This is a genomic window from Shewanella chilikensis (genome assembly GCF_037953065.1).
In the GTDB taxonomy this organism is placed as follows: domain Bacteria; phylum Pseudomonadota; class Gammaproteobacteria; order Enterobacterales; family Shewanellaceae; genus Shewanella; species Shewanella chilikensis.
This window is the reverse complement of record NZ_CP149966.1, coordinates 2,187,842-2,206,989: the sequence shown is the minus strand read 5'-3', so window position 1 is coordinate 2,206,989 and position 19,148 is coordinate 2,187,842. Positions and strand designations below refer to the sequence as shown.

General features: G+C 55.1%; 18 protein-coding genes. 11 read left to right on the top strand and 7 right to left on the bottom strand.

Annotated features, from left to right (window positions below):
- Positions 1–56: 56 nt before the first annotated feature.
- The 6 genes from fadD to tsaB all read right to left on the bottom strand — a co-directional run bounded on the left by fadD (position 57) and on the right by tsaB (position 5,596).
- Entirely contained in the window at positions 57–1,730 is a 1,674-nt protein-coding gene (fadD, locus tag WKR14_RS10100; RefSeq protein WP_101056895.1) for a long-chain-fatty-acid--CoA ligase FadD, read from the bottom strand.
- Between the two features lie 206 nt (positions 1,731–1,936).
- On the bottom strand, positions 1,937–2,830 hold the full coding sequence (locus WKR14_RS10095) for an alpha/beta hydrolase (RefSeq protein ID WP_339087694.1): 894 nt from the start codon (positions 2,828–2,830) through the stop codon (positions 1,937–1,939).
- 21 nt (positions 2,831–2,851) lie between these two features.
- The gene (locus WKR14_RS10090; RefSeq protein ID WP_420884231.1) at positions 2,852–3,697 is read right to left on the bottom strand and encodes a class I SAM-dependent methyltransferase; all 846 of its coding nucleotides are present in this window, start codon (positions 3,695–3,697) and stop codon (positions 2,852–2,854) included.
- Between the two features lie 126 nt (positions 3,698–3,823).
- Positions 3,824–4,531 carry a M50 family metallopeptidase gene (locus WKR14_RS10085; RefSeq protein WP_101056897.1) on the bottom strand — a complete coding sequence of 236 codons (708 nt, stop codon included), beginning with the start codon at positions 4,529–4,531 and terminating at the stop codon, positions 3,824–3,826.
- Positions 4,518–4,820: a hypothetical protein gene (locus WKR14_RS10080; RefSeq protein ID WP_101056898.1), complete on the bottom strand. Its 303-nt coding sequence runs from the start codon at positions 4,818–4,820 to the stop codon at positions 4,518–4,520. The genes WKR14_RS10085 and WKR14_RS10080 overlap by 14 nt, the downstream gene beginning before the upstream one ends.
- A gap of 59 nt (positions 4,821–4,879) precedes the next feature.
- Positions 4,880–5,596, bottom strand: a complete 717-nt coding sequence (tsaB, locus tag WKR14_RS10075) for a tRNA (adenosine(37)-N6)-threonylcarbamoyltransferase complex dimerization subunit type 1 TsaB (protein ID WP_071476593.1) — start codon at positions 5,594–5,596, stop codon at positions 4,880–4,882.
- A gap of 169 nt (positions 5,597–5,765) precedes the next feature.
- Between tsaB and WKR14_RS10070 the strand changes: the two genes are divergently transcribed.
- From WKR14_RS10070 to hemB, 4 genes are all read left to right on the top strand, one after another.
- Positions 5,766–7,061, top strand: a complete 1,296-nt coding sequence (locus WKR14_RS10070; protein WP_165565124.1) for a lipopolysaccharide biosynthesis protein — start codon at positions 5,766–5,768, stop codon at positions 7,059–7,061.
- 175 nt (positions 7,062–7,236) lie between these two features.
- A complete protein-coding gene (locus WKR14_RS10065) occupies positions 7,237–8,172 on the top strand; it encodes a zinc dependent phospholipase C family protein (RefSeq protein ID WP_339087693.1) in 936 nt (311 codons plus the stop codon).
- A 44-nt stretch (positions 8,173–8,216) separates the two neighbouring features.
- Positions 8,217–8,651 carry a hypothetical protein gene (locus tag WKR14_RS10060; RefSeq protein ID WP_101056901.1) on the top strand — a complete coding sequence of 145 codons (435 nt, stop codon included), beginning with the start codon at positions 8,217–8,219 and terminating at the stop codon, positions 8,649–8,651.
- A gap of 151 nt (positions 8,652–8,802) precedes the next feature.
- Positions 8,803–9,813 (top strand): porphobilinogen synthase, encoded by a 1,011-nt coding sequence (hemB, locus tag WKR14_RS10055; protein WP_101056902.1) that lies wholly within the window; start codon positions 8,803–8,805, stop codon positions 9,811–9,813.
- A gap of 118 nt (positions 9,814–9,931) precedes the next feature.
- Here hemB and WKR14_RS10050 read toward each other — a convergent pair whose 3' ends face one another.
- A complete protein-coding gene (locus tag WKR14_RS10050) occupies positions 9,932–11,872 on the bottom strand; it encodes an ATP-dependent DNA helicase (RefSeq protein WP_144225045.1) in 1,941 nt (646 codons plus the stop codon).
- Positions 11,873–12,401: 529 nt separating this feature from the next.
- On the opposite strand from WKR14_RS10050, the gene hisG reads away from it, so the two are divergent.
- From hisG to hisF, 7 genes are read left to right on the top strand one after another with little or no spacing between them, the layout of a single operon-like run.
- Positions 12,402–13,298 carry an ATP phosphoribosyltransferase gene (gene hisG, locus WKR14_RS10045; protein WP_025011635.1) on the top strand — a complete coding sequence of 299 codons (897 nt, stop codon included), beginning with the start codon at positions 12,402–12,404 and terminating at the stop codon, positions 13,296–13,298.
- A 3-nt stretch (positions 13,299–13,301) separates the two neighbouring features.
- Entirely contained in the window at positions 13,302–14,660 is a 1,359-nt protein-coding gene (gene hisD / locus WKR14_RS10040) for a histidinol dehydrogenase (protein ID WP_224866307.1), read from the top strand.
- Between the two features lie 5 nt (positions 14,661–14,665).
- Positions 14,666–15,769, top strand: coding sequence for a histidinol-phosphate transaminase (gene hisC, locus WKR14_RS10035; protein ID WP_339087692.1), 1,104 nt, complete (start codon positions 14,666–14,668; stop codon positions 15,767–15,769).
- 43 nt (positions 15,770–15,812) lie between these two features.
- Complete coding sequence (gene hisB / locus WKR14_RS10030) at positions 15,813–16,880, top strand: bifunctional histidinol-phosphatase/imidazoleglycerol-phosphate dehydratase HisB (protein WP_224866309.1); 1,068 nt, start codon at positions 15,813–15,815, stop codon at positions 16,878–16,880.
- Positions 16,880–17,542 carry an imidazole glycerol phosphate synthase subunit HisH gene (gene hisH / locus WKR14_RS10025; protein WP_224866310.1) on the top strand — a complete coding sequence of 221 codons (663 nt, stop codon included), beginning with the start codon at positions 16,880–16,882 and terminating at the stop codon, positions 17,540–17,542. Before hisB ends, hisH begins: the two co-directional genes overlap by 1 nt.
- The gene (gene hisA / locus WKR14_RS10020) at positions 17,539–18,276 is read left to right on the top strand and encodes a 1-(5-phosphoribosyl)-5-[(5-phosphoribosylamino)methylideneamino]imidazole-4-carboxamide isomerase (RefSeq protein ID WP_224866311.1); all 738 of its coding nucleotides are present in this window, start codon (positions 17,539–17,541) and stop codon (positions 18,274–18,276) included. The genes hisH and hisA overlap by 4 nt, the downstream gene beginning before the upstream one ends.
- Positions 18,258–19,031 (top strand): imidazole glycerol phosphate synthase subunit HisF, encoded by a 774-nt coding sequence (gene hisF / locus WKR14_RS10015; protein WP_044734598.1) that lies wholly within the window; start codon positions 18,258–18,260, stop codon positions 19,029–19,031. The genes hisA and hisF overlap by 19 nt, the downstream gene beginning before the upstream one ends.
- Positions 19,032–19,148 lie beyond the last annotated feature (117 nt).

Sequence of the window (19,148 nt, the reverse complement as noted above, 5' to 3'; positions counted from 1 at the left end):
TGCGCGAGTTTCCAGGTCTCGGAAACACAAGAGCCGGCTGGCGCCGGCTCTCTATATTATGCAGATTTGGCCTCATCTCTGAGTTCTCTGCGCAGGATCTTTCCTACATTGGTTTTCGGCAATTCGTCCCTGAATTCTATCAGCTTCGGCACCTTATATCCTGTTAAATGATGGCGACAGTGTTTGATAAGCTCTTTCTCGGTCAAAGATTTGTCTTTTGCCACCACAAAAATCTTCACCAGTTCGCCACTGACCTCGTGGGGTACCCCTACTGCAGCCACTTCAACCACCTTGGGATGCAAGGCCACCACCTCTTCCACTTCATTGGGGAAGACGTTGAAGCCGGAAACCAGGATCATGTCCTTCTTGCGATCAACAATATAGAAAAAACCTTTTTCATCCATATAGCCGATATCACCTGTGGCCAACCAACCATCTTTGTCGATAACTTTGGTGGTTTCTTCCGGACGTTGCCAGTAGCCCAACATCACCTGAGGCCCCTTGGCAAAAAGTTCACCCGTCTCCCCCTGAGGCAACACCTGACCATCATCGCCACGCACTTGAATTTGCGTCGAAGGCGCAGGTAAGCCGATAGAGCCGTTGTAACCGGCCAGATCGTAAGGGCAACAAGCCACCAGAGGTGAAGCTTCGGTCAGGCCATATCCTTCAAGCAAACGAGTCTTGGTGATGTTCTGCCACTTGTCGGCCACGGCGCGCTGCACAGCCATTCCACCACCAATAGAAAGTTTGAGGCGGGAGAAGTCCAGAGCGGCAAACTCTTCGCTGTTGACCAGAGCATTAAACAGGGTATTCACCCCAGTGAGAGCAGTGAAAGGTGTTTTCTTCAGTTCCGCCACAAATCCCGGGATATCCCTTGGATTGGTGATCAATAAGTTATTGGCGCCTTTATGCAGGAACAGCAAACAATTCACCGTTAAGGCGAAAATATGGTAAAGCGGCAAGGCGGTTACCACAAACTCCTTGCCATCGTTGAGCAAAGGGGCGTAAGCACCGTTGGCCTGCAATACGTTGGCAACTATGTTGCCATGGCTGAGCATGGCGCCCTTGGAAACGCCAGTGGTACCGCCGGTATACTGCAAAAAGGCGATATCATCACTCTTGACCACAGGCTTGACGTACTGTGCCTTTTTACCGGCCCGAAGCGCCCGGCGCATAGAGATGGCGTGTGGCAAAGAGTATTTGGGCACCAGGCGCTTGATATACTTCACCACAAAATTAACCAAGGTACGCTTGGGCGCACTCAAGAGATCGCCAAGCCCAGTAATAATCACATTCTTGACCGGAGTTTGATCGACCACTTGCTCCAGTGTGCTGGCAAAGTTGGACACTACCACTATCGCCTTGGCGCCGGAGTCGACCAACTGGTGCTTTAGCTCTCTCGGGGTATAAAGCGGATTGACGTTGACCACAACCATACCGGCCCGCAACACACCAAACAGGGCGATGGGGTATTGCAGTAGGTTCGGCATCATGATCGCCACCCGATCGCCCTTTTGCAATTTGAGATCATTTTGCAAATAGGCGGCAAAGGCCCGGCTGCGCTCTTCCAGTTTTCGGTACGTCAGGGTTGCACCCATATTGACGAATGCGGGTTGATCGGCGTAGGTATTGACCGCTGATTCCAACATCTCCAGCAAGGAAGCATAGCGGCTGGTATCAATTTCGGCAGGCACGTCGGCAGGCAAACTGTTAATCCAGGGCTGGTCCACAAATCTCTCCTAAAATTCCGTCTTCAGCGGAAACGACTCTCTATGTCGTTAAAGCCCGCAACATCTGCGGGCAAAGCACTGAGTATTTTTTATAAAGTTCTTATTAAGGCCTTTGGCCTCGACTCTTGGTAGTTAACTTTCGCGCCGCAAAAAATCATACGGGCGTTTAAAATTTTGATCATCATCACATAAAAGCTTTTATTTGCCTAGTCCCCCGGATTGGATTTTCTACCTTGGAGAAATCCGGCCAGAGTTTGCGCTACCCCATCGGCGTTCGCCATATGCAGATGGTGATCCCCTGGTAGTTGTACTATTTGCAACTCGCTGTACCAGGCACGTGCCTGGGGTAAACTCTGCACCAATCCGGGAAATCCCTGCTCACCCGTGATAAGTAAGCTGGGGATGGCGATCCCCTGCATCAGGGATGCTACCTGCTCAAAACAAAGTCGCATCGGCGAGTCAAGCCGCAGCCTTGGGTCACTGCGCCATCTGGCACCCTGTGCATCAATTTGCATATTGCGTGTCACCAATAATCTGGACCAGGGCTCCGCCAAGCCGGTCAACTGCACTCTTGCTTTGATGGCCGGTTCGATACTGTCATAAACCACTTGGCTACGTTTGCTGGCGAGCATACGCTTGTGGGCAGCAAAGCTCTTTCTCAGCCTGGGTTTGGCCTGCTCCACCGCCTCATAAAGAGGTGCAAAGGCTTCAATCAACAGCAACTTGGCAACTCGCTCGGGAAATGCGGCAGCATAAGCACTGGCAACGATTCCCCCAAGCGAGTGCCCCAACAGAGTGACTGGTGCATCGCCGGCCAAGTGGTCCAGCAGCTGCTCAAGATCATACAGATAGTCAATCCAGTGCAGCGGATAACACCCTGGCCTGTGTTCCGATAAACCATGCCCCGGCCAATCAATGGCAAGAATACGATAATCATTCATCAACTTCTCGGCCAAAGGAGCAAAGCTGTTACTGTTATCCAGCCATCCATGCAATGCCAGTAACAGCGGCTTATCTTCCGCTCCCCAGCATTGGGCTGCCAGCGTGAGGTGCGGCAGCGGGATCTTCAGTGCTTTTACGGGGGCGGAAGGTTGCCACATAATGCCTCTGTTGTCAGTGTATCAGTTCGCTTTTTTGATAAATTTGAGTGTCATACGGTCACTTTCTCCTATCTTGAGATAAGTGTCCCTGTCCTGCTCACCCAGTCGCAATGTCGGCGGCAAGGTCCAGACGCCTTTGGGGTAATCCTTACTGTCCTTGGCATTGGCGTTGATCTCACTGCTGGCTTCCAAGGTGAAGCCGACCTTTTCTGCCAGTGCTATCATCTCATCCTGTATCATGTAGCCGCTGTCAGGGCCGTTACCGGCTTTGCCCCTGTGCTCAACCACACCAAAGACGCCGCCATCTTTAAGCACATTAAAAGCAGCCTGAAACACGGTTTGCAGTTGCCCCTGACTGGCCCAGTTATGCAGGTTTCTGAAAGTGAGTACAGCATCGGCGCTGGCATCTTCTCCCAGTTTAACCTGTGCGGGAGGATCCAAAACCACCAGTTCGATTTTGCCAAGCTCTTTGGAGTGGGCTTGCAGCCATTCTAGATAACGCTTGCCCGCTTTGGCCCGATAACGGCTGCCCGGGGTGTCTTCCTGCGGCGCTGTGTTAAAACCGGCGGCAATATACTGCCCCTTGTCCGCCAACATAGGCGCCAGGATTTCTGTGTACCAGCCGCCGCCGGGCCAGAGCTCAATCACGGTTTGCTCCGCACTGATCCCGAAAAAAGCCAGTGTCTGCTCTGGATGACGATATTGGTCGCGCTCGACATTGGCTTCCCGGCGAAAGTCACTGTTAACCGCCTCCTGCAACGCCTGTTCGCCGGCCTGCAGCGCACCGCTGCCAAGCAGCATGCCTGCAAACAGCAACGCCTTGCCAAGCGGCGTTGCCAGCTTGCGATTAAATTGCTTGTATTCCATTTCCCTTCTCCTTTGAATGTGGATTTATGCTGCGGCAACAAACCCGCCGAAACGACTTTTTGGCACGCACTGGTGCCAAATAAGATTGGAGTTCAAGCTAACAGTGAGCGGCAGACTTGCCAAGGATCAGTTTGATTTTCCATCTATGCGGCGCCAGCAAAGCAGTAACGCCAATAAGCCGGAAGCGAACCACAGCAATACCCAGACGAACGCAGGCACCCAGCTGTGCTCAGCCAGCAATACCGCATCTCCCCTGTTGTCCAGCCCCAGCAATACTGCTGGGCTGGCGAGCGCGTTGAGCATCACCATCAAGGCCACTAGGCGCAAGCTGCCGCTGAGCAGTCGATTGCCGCCAAATTTCAGCGGCAGCAAAAACAATACACTCAGACTAATGAGGATACTCAGAGTCAGTAAGTCCCGTCCCCACAGCAGTATGGTGAGCAGCACCAAGGCGCCGATAAAGGCGAAACTGACACGGATCCCCCGCGGCCAAGTGGCCAGGTGGTAAAGCAGGCAGCCCCAAAAGGCCGCGCCCAAATAACCACTGAAGCCGATAAGGAGCGGCCAACCGCCCTGACTGAAGCAGAAACCGGCGCCACTCGGAAAGAGTTGGATATGGCTGACAATCCCGCCGCTTAACAGCGTGGCTAGCGCATGAGACAATTCATGGAAATAGCTTTCCAACCATTTAAAAGGTACAGAGACATAGGGCAGATGAGTCAACATCAAGGCCAGCAAGAGTTCCAGCAGAAACTGGCCTCTTCCCGGCAACGCCAGAGAATGGGAGGGTTTTACAAACGCGTTATCGGCGGCGGGATTGTCAGGCGTAGACATCTATGCCCACCATGGCTGAGATAGCGTCCCGCTGCGCGGCGTGTTGGGTATGAAGATAGAGGGCGATAGCATCAGAATGACCTGCGGTTTCCCGCTTAAGTTGCTCTCTTTGTTGGTATTTGTCGTTAAGGGCTTGGCTGTCAAACTCGAGCAACTGTCTGGATGGGCTGACAAGGATTTCATCTTGAGTTTCAATGGTTTGCTGGGCACTCTCAGGTGGCCTGTTGCCGGCTACCGCCTGCGACAGACTTTGAACTGCCCCCGGATGTCCCGTCTGCTTGATCATCATGATACTGGTTTGATCCCCGTTTGCCCCAAGCCCTTGAGGCAGTTAACCCGCCTGAAGCCCTATTCCCTTCCCGGCAGTTTCTTCCAGGCAACTGTATCTCGCAAATACACAGGCGCCAGCTCATCGACCGAGGTGGCCTGTCCTTGTTGCCAGCCAAGGCTTGCCAAAGCAAGCATAGCACTGGCTTGAGGATATTTCACCGCATCCAGCAAGGTCAAGTTCTCGGCATGTTGTAACAGTGCCGGGTAGGCGTCAAACCCTGTACCGCAGCAATACACCTTGTCCGCATTGGCAAAGGGCGAGGTCATTGTCTCAGGGGCGCTCACTTGCTCTATGCCCACCAGTTTGGCCAGGCCGGATTCCTGTTCAAACGCCGCCCAATAGATTTCGCCCATGCGGGCATCTATGGCACAAATCACCTGCTGCGCACCATGTTCGGTTATCGCTTGCTGCGCCATGGCAGCCAAGGTAGAGATACCGATTACAGGTACATCCAGCCCCAGCGCCAACCCTTGAGTCATAGAAGTGCAGATGCGGATGCCGGTGAAACTGCCTGGCCCTCGGCCATAGGCGATAAGGCCGATATCCTGCATCTTGAGCCCGGATTGGCTCAGCAAGTTCTCTATCATGGGCAGCAATCTTTGGCTATGTTCACGGGGAGCATCGACAGATTCGGCAATACTGCCACCTTGCCATGCCAGCGCCGCTGAGCAGAGTTCGGTACAGGTATCCAGAGCCAGAATAACAGGAGAATTGGCAAGTGTAGTCGATGTCATGGTTTAAACCTTGATAAGCGAAGGTATAGCCTTCGGCGAGTTAATAGCGGCGGGATCATACCATCAAATACGCCGAAACCAAGCCCGGATCTGCCCTTGTGATCCTTATCATGGACAATGAGAACAGTTCTCAACTAATATAGAGTCCCCTTTTCGGTTAGCGTCTGTTATGTCCAGCCTCTCTCAGTCTTCCAATGAAACCGCAGTTTCGCGGTTGAAACGTGCCTTTGTCGCCGGTATTTGGGCCACGCTCATCAGCATAGCAATCGGGTTTTCCTTTAAAGTCTGGCTCGCAAGCTGGGTTCCCAAGGCGGATCTGGCTATCTACCACACAGTTATCGATATCATCTCGCTGTCACTTATCCTGATGACAGGCTTTCGCTCGTCTATGGTGGTGTCATACAGCCAGACCCGCAACGACAGGGATATCATCAATATTTTCCGCTATGTGCTGATACTTGTAGTGCTGCTGACCTGGGGCATTATACTGCCCTATATCAAGCACAAACTCGCCATAGATGTGGAGTACCTGCAACTGGTGGGCATCATAGTCAGCATGGGGCTCAAGGTGTACTTTACCAACCTGGTTGCCATGTATCGTCTCTATGAAATCAGCAACAAGGTAACCTGGATGGAGCCGCTGTCTTTGGTGCTGGCCTTTGCCCTGTGTTACTACGGGCTGAGCATGGCGCCGCTGGGAGCACTCTTTTACGCCACGACGCTGTCGTCTCTGATTATCGCGGTCTTTATGTATCTGAGAAGGCGGCGCCAAATCGCCACCGCGCCGCTCGCCAAGGTCAATCTTGAGCCGGCGCTGAAGAGCTTTATGAAGCGCAGTGTCACCGCCTCGCTCGAGGCCGGTTCAAGCATTCTGATGATCTATATTACCGTACTACTGACCATACGTTATTTCAGTGTCGAAGAGCTGGGGGATTTCCAAGTGGTGGTCAGACCGGTATTCACCTACATGACCTTGCTGTTTGTATTCCCTATCTACCGCTTCGTATTGCCGGAATTGGCGGTCTGTGTTCGCGCCCGGGACAATGAACAGATCCGCGCCATCAAACACTGGCTCTACAAGATGGCGCTAATTGTCAGCACCAGTTTCTTTGTTGTCATGCTGCTGGGCGGCGATAGTCTGTTCAGAATGCTGTTTCCGCCCCAGTATCACGGCGCCGTCCCGGTACTGCTGCACTATGCCATTTTCTTCATCTTTTTGATGCTCAACGGTTATCAACTAGCCTATATCAAGGCCGAAGGCTACTTTAATGCCAGTTTGCTGATCCGCCTGGCCGGCATCATTACTCTGGTGGGCGCCTTCTTCCTGCTCAGGCAATTGACGGCCAATGTGGTGGCGGTAATCCTCGCCCTCGGCTGCGGTTACCTGATGATGTACCTGATAGGTGCTCTGGTCGAGCGCCATATCCGCCGCAGTAGAGCCCAAGCTTCACCAGCCGTATCCTAACTAAGGAAGGCGGCATGGTGGTTTCCGGGTATCAACCAAGGGAAGCGGCCAGTCTGATTTACTCTTGAGTGAATTGCGCTTGATAGTAGCTTCGGGCTATGGCCGTTGTCACCTTAAGCGGCTAAGGTTAACCCCAAGGAACCGCACGCAACAGCAAAGGATTGGAGGCCAGGGAATGCCAGGCGCCTATGCACACCTCACCATGGTCAACAGCCTCAGACAGCCACTTGAGCTAGAGGCGGTTACCCATATGCCCAAGGACGCTATTCGCGCCTTACTGAAGCACTTCAAATACTGCGAGCTCGGGGCTGTCAGCCCGGATTATCCCTATCTTGCCCTCAATGATCGCCAACAGGCCAAAAGCTGGGCCGACAAGATGCATTACCAGCATAGCGGCGAAATGCTCAAAGCCGGCGTTCGTCATCTGGCCTGCAGTGAAGGGGAAGAACGCGACAAGGGCCTGGCCTGGTTGCTGGGCTATTGTGCCCATGTGATCACAGATATCACTGTCCATCCGGTTATTGAGATGAAAGTAGGCCCCTACAAAGACAACGCCGATGCCCACAGGCATTGTGAAATGCATCAGGATGCCTACATCTATCCCAAGCTCAATCTCGGGACAATAGGTCTATCCGAACACCTGGATTCCGGCATTGCCGCCTGCTGCGATGCCACAGGCCAGAAACTGGATCCTGTCATAGAGAGATTGTGGGACAACTGCTTCAAAGATGTTTATATCGATGAGTGGGCCAATAATCCGCCGGCCATCAATGACTGGCATAAAGGCTTTATCACTGTGGTGGACAAGATTGCCGAGGAAGGCAACAGACTGCTGCCGTTTGCCCGCCACCTGGGCGTCAAGTTCGCCGTTCTCTACCCAGAGCAGGAGCTGATTGAAAAAGCATATTTAACCCTGACCACCCCTGAGGGCGATATGCACTATGACGCGATTTTTCTGCGCGCCAGAGAAAACGTCAAACACTTTTGGCAACTTATCGCCAGCGGTGTGCTCGAGCAAGATAGCGCCTATCTGGAGAGTATCAAAGATTGGAATTTGGACACGGGCCGGGATGCCGCAGGTAAACTGGCCTTTTGGCAGGAACAGGCCTAACAGGAACTAGCGCTGACCTACTATTTGTAGATAAGGATTCAAGGATGAAATCAATTTTCCATCAAGGCCCAATCGTCTGCCTGTTGCTGGCACTGCTACCGACACTTGGTGGCTGCGGTCTGGGTGACAGGCATGAACAAGACTACCAACAACTGGCACCGGCACTGACCAAGGTGACCAGCGCCGCCGAGGCCACCATACGTTATGAAAATCATCCGGCCAATCTCGACGGCCAAACTTTACTGGCGTTGGCCACAGCCCATGACGCCTCCCTGCTCGAGCCATTCAGCCAATACCAACTGCACCTGTTTCGCATCGAGGATCATGCCCTCTTGTTGCTGTGCAGCGCAGACGGTGAGCGGGCCCTGATGGAAGACAGTGGTTGCACCGCCAAGCTCGACAAGCAGCAATGGCAACAGGGAACAAGTCCCTGTGAGACCAGTATTGCACCTGCCAACATCTGCCTGGGTGAACTGTGACCCTCGTCATAGTATCGCGTTTCCTGCAAAGGGTATCCTAGGCGCACTTGGGCGCTTGCGCCCCTTTAACCTCAATAGCTTAGTGCTCTTTACCGAGTCTTGAGACAATATTCGGCAAACAGGCACCCGCCATAGCAGTAAAGGAAATCTCATGTCAGACAGTCATTGCCGTCACGGCAGCTTCACTAAACCTCTTCGTCGTCTTCGCCGTCTTCGCAGTTCAGAAGCCATGCGGGATCTGGTTCGCGAGCAGCAAGTTTCCCTGACAGATCTGGTACACCCACTGTTCATCGAAGAAGGCATTACTGAGCCTGTGGCCATCAGCACCCTTCCCGGGATCAGCAGATTGCCCGAGAGCATGCTGGCAGCTGAGATCCGTGAGCTGAAGGCCCTCGGAGTCCGCTATGTAATGCCCTTTGGTATTTCACACCATAAAGATGCCATCGGCAGCGATACCTGGAACGATGACGGCCTGCTGGCACGGATGATCCGCACCATCAAGCAGGAAGCGCCCGAGATGCTGGTGATCCCGGATATCTGTTTCTGCGAGTACACAGATCACGGCCACTGCGGTGTGGTCGAGCACAATGAAGTTTGTAATGACGCGACTGTGGAAAACCTGGTCAAGCAGTCTGTCTGCGCTGCCCGCGCCGGTGCCGACATGCTGGCTCCTTCGGCCATGATGGACGGCCAAATTCGGGCGATACGCGAAGGCCTGGATGCGGCCGGTTTTGAAAATGTCGCCATTTTGGCCCACTCGGCCAAGTTTGCCTCCTCTTTCTACGGTCCATTCCGGGCGGCGGTAGATTGTGAACTCAGCGGCAATCGTAAAGGTTATCAACTGGATAGCGCCAATGGCCGGCAAGCGCTGTTGGAGGCCCTGCTCGATGAAGAGGAAGGCGCCGATATTCTGATGGTTAAGCCTGGTACGCCTTATCTGGATGTGTTGTCACAATTGAGAGAGCGTACCGAGTTGCCTTTGGCGGCTTATCATGTGGGCGGTGAATATGCCGGGATCAAGTTCGCGGCTCTGGCCGGCGCTCTGGACGAAAGGGCCGTGGTTACCGAAAGCTTTGTCGGCTTCAAACGCGCCGGTGCCAGCTTGATTGTCAGTTACTACACCAAGCAATTTGCTTCCTGGCTGGCCGCAGATCGCGGCTAATAGCTAGTACAGAGACAGAGAGCAAAAGGCGCCTAGTTTTAGGCGCCTTTTTACTATCAATTTATTTGTTCCAAAAATTGAATTAATACTCTCAAATACAGTATCCAACTGTTTTTAATCAATCTATTCTTTCAAGAAAAGACAAGGCAGATTGCAAATTGCGGGTCCTGTACATGGGCGGCAAGGAGTTGAGAAATGCCTGACCATAACTGCGATTGACGATGCGATTATCACAGAGAATTAGCACACCGCGGTCGCTCTCGTCACGAATGAGCCGTCCAACACCCTGTTTGAGTGCTATCACAGCCTGGGGCAAGGCCAACTCCACAAAGGGGTCACCCTGTCGCTTACTGATCTCTGCGGCTCTGGCGCGATAGAGATTATCGTCCGGAGACACAAAGGGCAGTTTGTCGATTATCACGCAAGAGAGTAACTTGCCGCGCACATCCACGCCTTCCCAAAAACTGCCGGTGCCCAGCAGCACGGCATTACCCAGCTGACGAAACTTTTTCAGCAGTGTCTGCTTGCCGGCGCTGCCTTGCACCAAGAGTGGATAGCGGCTGCGACCATGAAGCGCCTGCGCCACCCGTTGGAGCATCCTGTGACTGGTAAACAAAATAAAGGTTCGGCCCTTGGCCGCATTAATCGCCTGCTCGCACACCTCAAGCAGGCGCCGAAACTGATAATCCCCTTCAGATCGCACATCCCCAAGCTCCCTGGGGACACACAAAATTGCCTGGCGTCGGTAGTCAAAAGGGCTGTCCAGAATAAGCTCCCTGGCCCCCTTAAGCCCCAATGTCCGGCAAAAATGGTTCAGGCTGCGATTCACCTGTAGCGTTGCCGAGGTAAATAGCCAACGGGTTTGCACCTCAAACAGCGCCTGACACGCCTTGGCAACATCAATAGGCGCCATTCTCAGCGTCGGCAACCGACTGCCCTGCTCTATGCTGTAAGCCGCACTTTGGTCTTCACAGTTGAAAAACTGCTCCAGCTGCACACAGTAATCTAGCCATTTTTCCAGGCAATCATCCAGTTCATCACTGCGACCGATATTGGCCAGCATCACCCGCTCCAGCGCCCGAAACTCTTCGAGCAGCTGCCAGCATTGCCTCGCAAGTTCTTTATCGGCCAACAGGGGCCGCCAGTCGCTTTGCCCGGAAGCCTGGGTCATCTGCGCCCAATCCGCCAGGCGGGAGCCGCAGCGCCTGGCGAGATCGCTCAGTTGTGAAGTATCCCTGAGTTCCTGTTGATATACCGCTTCCACCCGCTCCAGCACTCGCTGCATGGCCGCGAGCGACAATTGGCGACCAAAGTAGGTTACGGCAATATCGGCAAGCAGGTGAGCCTCATCGAAAATCACCGCATCGGCATCGGGCAACAACTCGGCAAAGCCGGTATCCTTGAGGATCCTGTCGGCAAAAAACAGATGATGGTTAACCACGATAATCCTGGCTTCCAGGCTCTTCTGTCTGGCCTTGCGGGTAAAGCAGCTGTCATAGAAGGCGCAGCGCTTGCCGGTGCAGCGCTCTTTCGAAGAAGCCACCAGCGCCAGTGCCGGCGACTGTTCGGAAACCGTGGCCAGAGTACCGAGATCGCCATCTGTGCTGGCCGCGGCCCATTGATTTATCCTGAGCAGATCATCGAGCACTTCCGGGCTGCGGCTCTGGGCGCCATCCAACTGCTGCTCCAGCAACAACTGACACAGATAATTGTTGCGCCCTTTGAGCAGCGCCACCCGAACTTGCAGATCCAGCATCTGCAGCAAGGCCGGCAGATCTTTATAAAACAGCTGTTCTTGCAGGTTCTTTGAGCCGGTGGAGACAATCACCTGCTTGCCTGAAAGCAGCGCCGGGATCAGATAACCGAAGGTCTTGCCAACCCCGGTGCCGGCTTCGAGCACCAAAGGCACTGCAGCGCCGCTTGAGCCATGGAGTAACTGGGCCACTTCGCGGGCCATCTCCAGTTGTTGCTCTCTAGGCTTGAAGCCCCTGATATTGGAGGCCAAAGGGCCGCCCGGGGCGAAGGCCAGTGCCGTTTCGCTGACGAGTCGATTACGCATTGTGCTCCATTTTGCCCTGGGGTATGGCGTGCATTATCGCTATTTGAGTGACGGATACAAGGGACAAACCTTATCGCCAAGCCGCTCTACCCAACAGAGTTGGCATTGATATAGTTAACATAACCACTTAAACCAAACTCTTCAGGCTAACGATTCGCAAACTTATGCCCAAGCGGGCCGCTTGATGAATCCTTTTCAAGCAGCAGACATTTTTTGATTTTGGGTGTTGCAAATTCCAGCCAAAGGGATTAGCTTAAAAACACGCCAGCCGAATTGGCTCAGAATTGAATGTTTATGCGCTGCCAAATTACAGCGTGAAATCACAGGATTTATTACATGACACAGCTTCGCAACGCTATCCATCATCACCACCACGAGCGGTAGCCTTCGGAGCTGACTGCCGAAGGTTCATTCCTTCTGGCGGTTGATTCATAAGATCTGAAAACCCCTGGAAGGAATTCCGGGGGTTTTTCGTTTCCGGATTTGAGTTTTTTAACCAAGATTGAATTGACCAACAGGAATGACCACTATGACTTCAAATCGACTGCGCATCGCTATCCAGAAATCGGGCCGGCTTTCGAAAGAATCACAACAACTGCTGAAAAACTGCGGCGTAAAATTCACCGTCAACGAACAACGTCTGATAGCCCACGCCGACAATATGCCGCTGGATCTGCTGCGGGTGCGTGATGACGACATTCCCGGCCTGGTCATGGATGGCGTGGTCGATTTGGGGATCATTGGCGAGAATGTGCTGGAAGAGGAGCAGATAGAACGGCAGACACTGGGCAAACCTTCGGCCTGCAACAAACTCAGACAACTGGACTTCGGCGCCTGCCGTTTATCGCTGGCGGTACCCAGTGAGTTCCCTTATCAGGACGCCGCCTCACTGGAAGGCTTGCGAATTGCCACCTCCTACCCCAACCTGTTGCGCCGTTTTATGCAAAATAAGGGCATAAGTTATCGCGATTGTATGCTCAAGGGCTCGGTAGAAGTGGCCCCCCGTGCCGGACTCGCCGACGGGATCTGCGATCTGGTTTCCACCGGCGCCACTTTGGAAGCCAATGGCTTGTACGAGACCGAAGTTATCTTCCGCTCTATGGCCTGTGTCATCCAATCACAGCAAACCCAAACCCCGGCCAAACAGGCCTTGATCGACAAGCTGATGAGCCGGGTCAACGGCGTCATCCGTGCCCGGGAAAGCAAATATATCCTGCTGCACGCTCCCACTGAAACCCTGGAGCAGATTGTTGCCCTGCTGCCCGGCGCCGAGAACCCCACAGTGTTGCCGCTCAACGATGACAGCAACCGGGTCGCCATCCACGCGGTCAGCACAGAAGATCTGTTTTGGGACACAATGGAAGAGCTGACCAAGCTCGGTGCCAGCTCGATTCTGGTAATGCCAATTGAAAAGATGATGGGGTGAAGCATGCAGTATCTGGTATGGGACAAACTGAGCGAAAGCGAGCAGGCCGCCGCGCTCCAGCGCTCCTCCCTGGTAAGCAGCAAAGCGCTCGAGCAGAGCGTCGGCGAGATCATTGAGGCCGTCGCCGCCAAGGGAGACCAAGCCCTCAGGGAGTACAGCGAGCGCTTTGATAATATCCCCCTTGAGAATATCGCCCTCAGTCAGGCGCAGATAAAGGCCGCTGCCCAGGACGTTAGCCCTGAGCTCAAAGACGCCATCAAGACCGCCATGGCCAACATAGATGTGTTCCACAGCGCGCAACAGCCTCAGGCTTTGGATATCAATACCCAGGCCGGAGTGCGCTGTGAGCTCAGAAGCGAAGCCATAGACAGCGTCGGCCTCTACATACCGGGCGGCAGCGCGCCGCTGATCTCCACTGTGTTGATGCTGGCGCTGCCGGCCCGAATCGCCGGTTGTCGCCGCCGGGTCTTGATAAGCCCGGCTCCGATAGACAGCGCCATCATCTACGCCGCCAGCGAATGCGGCATCGAAGAGATTTACCAATCCGGTGGCGCCCAGGCCATTGCCGCGCTGGCATTGGGCACGGAGACCATAGCCCCGGTGGACAAGATATTTGGCCCGGGCAACCGTTATGTCACCGAAGCCAAGCGCCAGTTGTCCCAGGATCCCAGGGCGCGAGTCAGTATCGACATGCCGGCAGGGCCATCCGAAGTGCTGGTCATCGCCGATGAGACTGCCAATCCAGCCTTTGTGGCGGCTGACCTCCTGTCACAGGCCGAGCACGGTCCCGACTCTCAGGTGATATTGCTCTCTAACTGTGAATCGCTGGCAAAAGCCGTCATCCAAGAGCTGGACAAGCAGCTTGCGGCTCTGCCCCGCGCCGATATTGCCCGCCAGGCATTGGCCGAAAGCCGTATTTTACTGCTCGATTCACTGGATAAGGCTGCAGCCGTTTCCAACCGCTATGGCCCCGAGCACCTGATCATCCAGACCCGCAGCCCAAGAGCAGTGCTGGCACAAATTCGCGCTGCCGGCTCTGTGTTTCTCGGCCCCTACACCCCGGAATCTGTGGGTGATTACGCCAGCGGCACCAACCATGTGCTGCCCACTTACGGCTACAGCCGCTCGGTATCCAGCCTGTCACTGGCAGATTTCTGCCGCCGCTTTACCGTGCAGGAGCTGAGCGCCGAAGGTCTGTGCGCCTTGGGGCCCTCGGTAATGACCCTGGCCCAGGCAGAGCAGCTTGACGCTCACAGCAATGCCGTTGCCCTGCGTCTGGCCTCTCTTGGGGTATCCGGCTCCGAAGGTTCAACCGAGAGTGTTTCATCATCGCGCGCGCCGTCCGCGAGAATGGAGGAATAAACACCATGCCTGCAGCCATTAATACCGCCACTGCGGATGCCAAGAAAGGAACAATAGCCGTTACCCACCAAAGCCGCGAGCTTGCCGCTACTCTGGCCCGCCCCGAGCTTTTGGCACTCGAGCCCTATCAAAGCGCCAGGCGCCTTGGCGGCCAGGGGGAAGTCTGGATCAACGCCAACGAATCCCCCTTCAACCACACGGATATCGACCGGGTCAACCGCTACCCCGAGTGCCAGCCACCAGAGGTGATAGCCGCCTATGCCGCCTATGCCGGAGTCTCAGATTTGCAGCTCATCTGCAGCCGCGGCGCCGATGAAGCGATAGAGTTGCTGATCCGCACCTTTTGCACCCCGGGGGCAGACAGCATCGCCCTCTTTGGCCCCACCTACGGCATGTACGCCATCAGTGCCGCGACCTTCAATGTCGAGGTCAAGGCGCTGTCGTTGGATGACAACTTTCAGTTGCCCAAATCGTTAACCCAGGCCCAAGGCGCCAAACTGCTGTTTATCTGCAACCCCAATAACCCCACTGGCACCTGGGTAAGCCAGGGTGAAATTCTGCGGATACTCGAGGCCATGCCAGACACGCTAGTGGTAGTGGATGAAGCCTATATTGAATTCAGCCCCGAGCTGAGCGCCGCCTCTTTGCTCAAGCGTTATCCCAACCTGGTCGTGCTGCGCACCCTCTCCAAGGCGTTTGCCCTGGCCGGAGCCCGCTGCGGCTTTATGTTGGCCAATGAAGGCATTATCGAGATGGTAAAACAGGTGCTGGCCCCCTACCCGGTACCTGTCCCTGTGGCATGCTTGGCGGCTTTGGCGTTAAGTCCTGAGGGCATAGCCAGAATGCTGGCCGACGTGGCGCTGCTCAAGACCCAGGGGCAAAGAGTGGCTACGGCGCTGGAAAGACTCGGTGCCCGGGTACTGCCAAGTGGCGGCAACTATCTGCTGGCGTATTTCGCCGATGCCCCCAAGGTGCGTGAGCAGTTGCAGCGTTTTGGCATAGTCGCCCGCAGCTACCAGGATCCGCGTCTTGTCGACGCCATACGTTTCAGTTTCAGCGATGACTCAGATACCGAGCGGCTGCTAGCCGCCCTGAGCCAGGTGCAATAACGATAATAATCAGCCCGGCAGCGGCCGGCACAAGGAAACATCAATGAGCCAGAAAATACTCTTTATCGACCGCGACGGCACCCTTATTGAAGAGCCGCAAACCGACAAACAGGTGGACAGACTGGATAAGCTGGTGTTTGAACCCGGCGTTATTCCGGCGCTGCTCAAACTGCAAAGCGCCGGTTACCGCTTGGTGATGGTCTCCAATCAGGATGGCCTGGGCACGCCCTCCTTCCCGAAAGAAGACTTCGATGCGCCCCACAATCTGATGATGCAGATTTTTTCAAGCCAGGGGGTCAACTTCAGCGAGGTGTTGATTTGCCCTCACTTCAACGATGAAAACTGCAGTTGCCGCAAACCCAAACTCGGGTTGGTAAAAGAGTTTCTGACCCAGGGCCTGGTGGATTTCACCCGCTCGGCAGTTATTGGTGATCGGGAAACCGATATTGCCCTGGCCGAGGCCATGGGCTTGACCGGCTATCGCTATGACAGGGAAAAGCTCAACTGGGGCGATATCTGTGATGCCCTCTTGAGCCGGGGTCGCCAGGCAACTGTGGTGCGCACCACCAAAGAGACCGACATTCGGGTCGAGGTGGATCTCGACCGCGCCGGCAACAGCGACATCAATACCGGCATAGGCTTTTTCGATCACATGCTGGATCAGATTGCCACCCACGGCAACTTCAAACTGGCGGTCAAGGTTGACGGCGATCTTGAGATAGACGATCACCACAGTGTGGAAGATACCGCGCTGGCGCTGGGCGATGCTTTGCGTCAGGCGCTGGGCGATAAACGCGGCATTGCCCGCTTCGGTTTTTCCCTGCCCATGGATGAAGCCCGCGGCGACTGCCTGCTGGATCTCTCCGGCCGTCCCTTCCTCAAGTTCAGCGCCGTATTTGAGCGGGAAAAGGTCGGTGAGCTGGCCACAGAGATGGTAGCGCACTTCTTTCGCTCCTTTGCCGACGGCCTGCGCTGCACCCTGCACCTTGGCTGCGAGGGCGACAACGACCACCACAAGGTAGAGGCGCTGTTCAAGGTGCTGGGGCGCACTCTGCGCCAGGCCATCAAGGTTGAAGGTGATGCCTTGCCTTCCAGTAAGGGAGTGTTGTAATGACCCAAGCCATTGCCAAGACAGTGATTATAGATACCGGCTGCGCCAACTTGAGCTCGGTGAAATACGCCTTTGAGCGCCTCGGCGCCGAAGTCTGTATCAGTGATGATGCCGAGGTTATCCGCAGCGCCGAAAGAGTGGTGCTTCCCGGTGTGGGCACAGCCAGAGCCGCCATGGCGGCGCTCACTGAAAAGCAGTTAATTCCTGTTATCAAGGCGCTGAAACAGCCGGTGCTGGGAGTGTGTCTCGGTATGCAGCTCATGTGTGACAGCTCGCAGGAAAGTGGCGAGGATGCCGATGAATGCCAGTGTCTTGGGCTGATCCCGGGCACTATACGCCAGCTCGACTGCAAGGGGTTGCCCAGTCCACATATGGGCTGGGATCAATTGAGCCCCGTACTTGATGCCAACGGCCAGGCACACCCGCTGTTTGCCGGTATCGATGAAGGCAGCTACTGCTATTTCGTCCATTCCTTTTGCGCCGCGCCTTCCGCGGCCACCATAGCCGAATGCCGTTACGGCGAGCGTTTCAGCGCCGCCATTGCCAAAGACAACTTTATGGGAGTGCAGTTTCACCCGGAAAAGAGCGCCGTTATCGGTAGCCTTATCCTGGCTAACTTTCTCACTCTGACCCAGGATGATTTTAACGGAGCTGCAGCATGATTATACCGGCAATCGATCTTATAGAAGGTCAGGTAGTGCGCCTGTTTCAGGGCGATTACCAACAGGAGACCCGCTTCAATCTGCAACCTGAGGCTCAACTGCTCGCTTATCAGGCCCAGGGGGCTTCACTCTTGCATCTGGTGGACTTGACCGGCGCCAAGGACCCTGACCGCTGCCAGAGCAGCCTGATAGCGTCACTCGCGGCCGCCCTGGATACACCACTGCAAGTGGGCGGCGGCGTGCGCAGTCAGCGTCAGCTCGATGAACTGTTCAAAGCCGGGGTTTCCCGGGTAGTGATAGGTTCATTGGCGGTGCGTGAGCCCAAACTGGTTGGCGCCTGGCTCGAGCAATACGGCCCGGATGCCATCTGTCTGGCGCTGGATGTCAATATCAATGCCGCGGGCGAGAAAATAGTGGCGGTTCACGGCTGGCAGAGTGGCGGTGGCAAAACCCTGGAATCTCTGGTGGCCCAGTTTGCCCCTTTGGGCCTTAAACATGCCCTGGTCACCGACATCAGTCGTGATGGCACCATGACGGGCGCCAACACAGCCCTGTACCGCGAGTTGGCGCAGACCTTTCCCGATATCGCCTGGCAGGCCTCCGGCGGTATCGCCAGTCTGGATGATGTCGCTGCAGTCAGGGATTCCGGTGCCAGCGGCCTGATTATCGGCAAGGCCTTGCTCACCGGCGAATTCAGCGTAGAGGAGGCGATCGCATGCTGGCAAAACGTATAGTCCCTTGTCTCGATGTACGCGACGGTAAGGTGGTCAAAGGCGTGCAGTTTCGTAACCATGAAACCATAGGCGATATCGTGCCACTGGCGGCCAGATATGCCGCCGAAGGCGCCGATGAACTGGTGTTCTATGATATCACCGCCAGCGCCCACTCGCGGGTGGTGGATAAGTCCTGGGTCAGCCGGGTGGCGCAACAGATAGACATACCCTTCTGCGTGGCCGGTGGCATCAAGACCCTGGCCCAGGCACGCGAGCTGCTGGCATTCGGTGCCGACAAGATCTCCATCAATTCACCGGCACTGTCAGATCCCAGCCTTATTCGCAGGCTGCAAGACGAATTCGGCCGCCAGTGCATAGTGGTGGGTATCGACTCTTTCTTCGATGCCAATGACAACAGCTATAAGGTGAAACAGTTTACCGGCGATGAAGCGGCGACCCGCGACACTCAATGGCACACCTTGGATTGGGTCGAAGAGGTGCAACGCCAGGGCTGCGGCGAAATCGTCCTCAATGTGATGAACCAGGATGGGGTGCGCCAGGGTTATGATATCGAGCAGCTCGCCAAAGTGAGAGCCGTCTGCGATGTGCCGCTTATCGCCTCCGGCGGCGCCGGCACCATGGCGCACTTTCTCGAGGTCTTCGACAAGGCCAAGGTCGATGCCGCTTTGGCCGCCAGCGTATTTCACAAGGGGATCATAGAGATCCAGGCGCTGAAAGCCTTTCTCAAGCAAAGCGGCGTCGCCATTCGCAGCTAAGGAAGGCTTCTTGCAAAGGACTAGGGCCATTGGCTGCGAACCACGCCTTGCATCCAGGCCCGTAAGCCGGCGCAGAGCACACATGGGACTTGTTCGCACCTTCCTTAATGCCCCACA

What these genes read in the sequence shown, in the direction of transcription:
- WKR14_RS10095 (WP_339087694.1), bottom strand. Translation starts at nt 2,830, where the DNA reads ATGTGGCAACCTTCCGCCCCCGTAAAAGCACTGAAGATCCCGCTGCCG.
- hemB (WP_101056902.1), top strand. Translation starts at nt 8,803, where the DNA reads ATGTCAGACAGTCATTGCCGTCACGGCAGCTTCACTAAACCTCTTCGT.
- WKR14_RS10060 (WP_101056901.1), top strand. Translation starts at nt 8,217, where the DNA reads ATGAAATCAATTTTCCATCAAGGCCCAATCGTCTGCCTGTTGCTGGCA.
- tsaB (WP_071476593.1), bottom strand. Translation starts at nt 5,596, where the DNA reads ATGACATCGACTACACTTGCCAATTCTCCTGTTATTCTGGCTCTGGAT.
- WKR14_RS10065 (WP_339087693.1), top strand. Translation starts at nt 7,237, where the DNA reads ATGCCAGGCGCCTATGCACACCTCACCATGGTCAACAGCCTCAGACAG.
- hisG (WP_025011635.1), top strand. Translation starts at nt 12,402, where the DNA reads ATGACTTCAAATCGACTGCGCATCGCTATCCAGAAATCGGGCCGGCTT.
- WKR14_RS10090 (WP_420884231.1), bottom strand. Translation starts at nt 3,697, where the DNA reads ATGGAATACAAGCAATTTAATCGCAAGCTGGCAACGCCGCTTGGCAAG.
- hisF (WP_044734598.1), top strand. Translation starts at nt 18,258, where the DNA reads ATGCTGGCAAAACGTATAGTCCCTTGTCTCGATGTACGCGACGGTAAG.
- hisA (WP_224866311.1), top strand. Translation starts at nt 17,539, where the DNA reads ATGATTATACCGGCAATCGATCTTATAGAAGGTCAGGTAGTGCGCCTG.
- WKR14_RS10085 (WP_101056897.1), bottom strand. Translation starts at nt 4,531, where the DNA reads ATGTCTACGCCTGACAATCCCGCCGCCGATAACGCGTTTGTAAAACCC.
- hisD (WP_224866307.1), top strand. Translation starts at nt 13,302, where the DNA reads ATGCAGTATCTGGTATGGGACAAACTGAGCGAAAGCGAGCAGGCCGCC.
- WKR14_RS10050 (WP_144225045.1), bottom strand. Translation starts at nt 11,872, where the DNA reads ATGCGTAATCGACTCGTCAGCGAAACGGCACTGGCCTTCGCCCCGGGC.
- hisB (WP_224866309.1), top strand. Translation starts at nt 15,813, where the DNA reads ATGAGCCAGAAAATACTCTTTATCGACCGCGACGGCACCCTTATTGAA.
- WKR14_RS10070 (WP_165565124.1), top strand. Translation starts at nt 5,766, where the DNA reads ATGTCCAGCCTCTCTCAGTCTTCCAATGAAACCGCAGTTTCGCGGTTG.
- hisH (WP_224866310.1), top strand. Translation starts at nt 16,880, where the DNA reads ATGACCCAAGCCATTGCCAAGACAGTGATTATAGATACCGGCTGCGCC.
- WKR14_RS10080 (WP_101056898.1), bottom strand. Translation starts at nt 4,820, where the DNA reads ATGATGATCAAGCAGACGGGACATCCGGGGGCAGTTCAAAGTCTGTCG.
- hisC (WP_339087692.1), top strand. Translation starts at nt 14,666, where the DNA reads ATGCCTGCAGCCATTAATACCGCCACTGCGGATGCCAAGAAAGGAACA.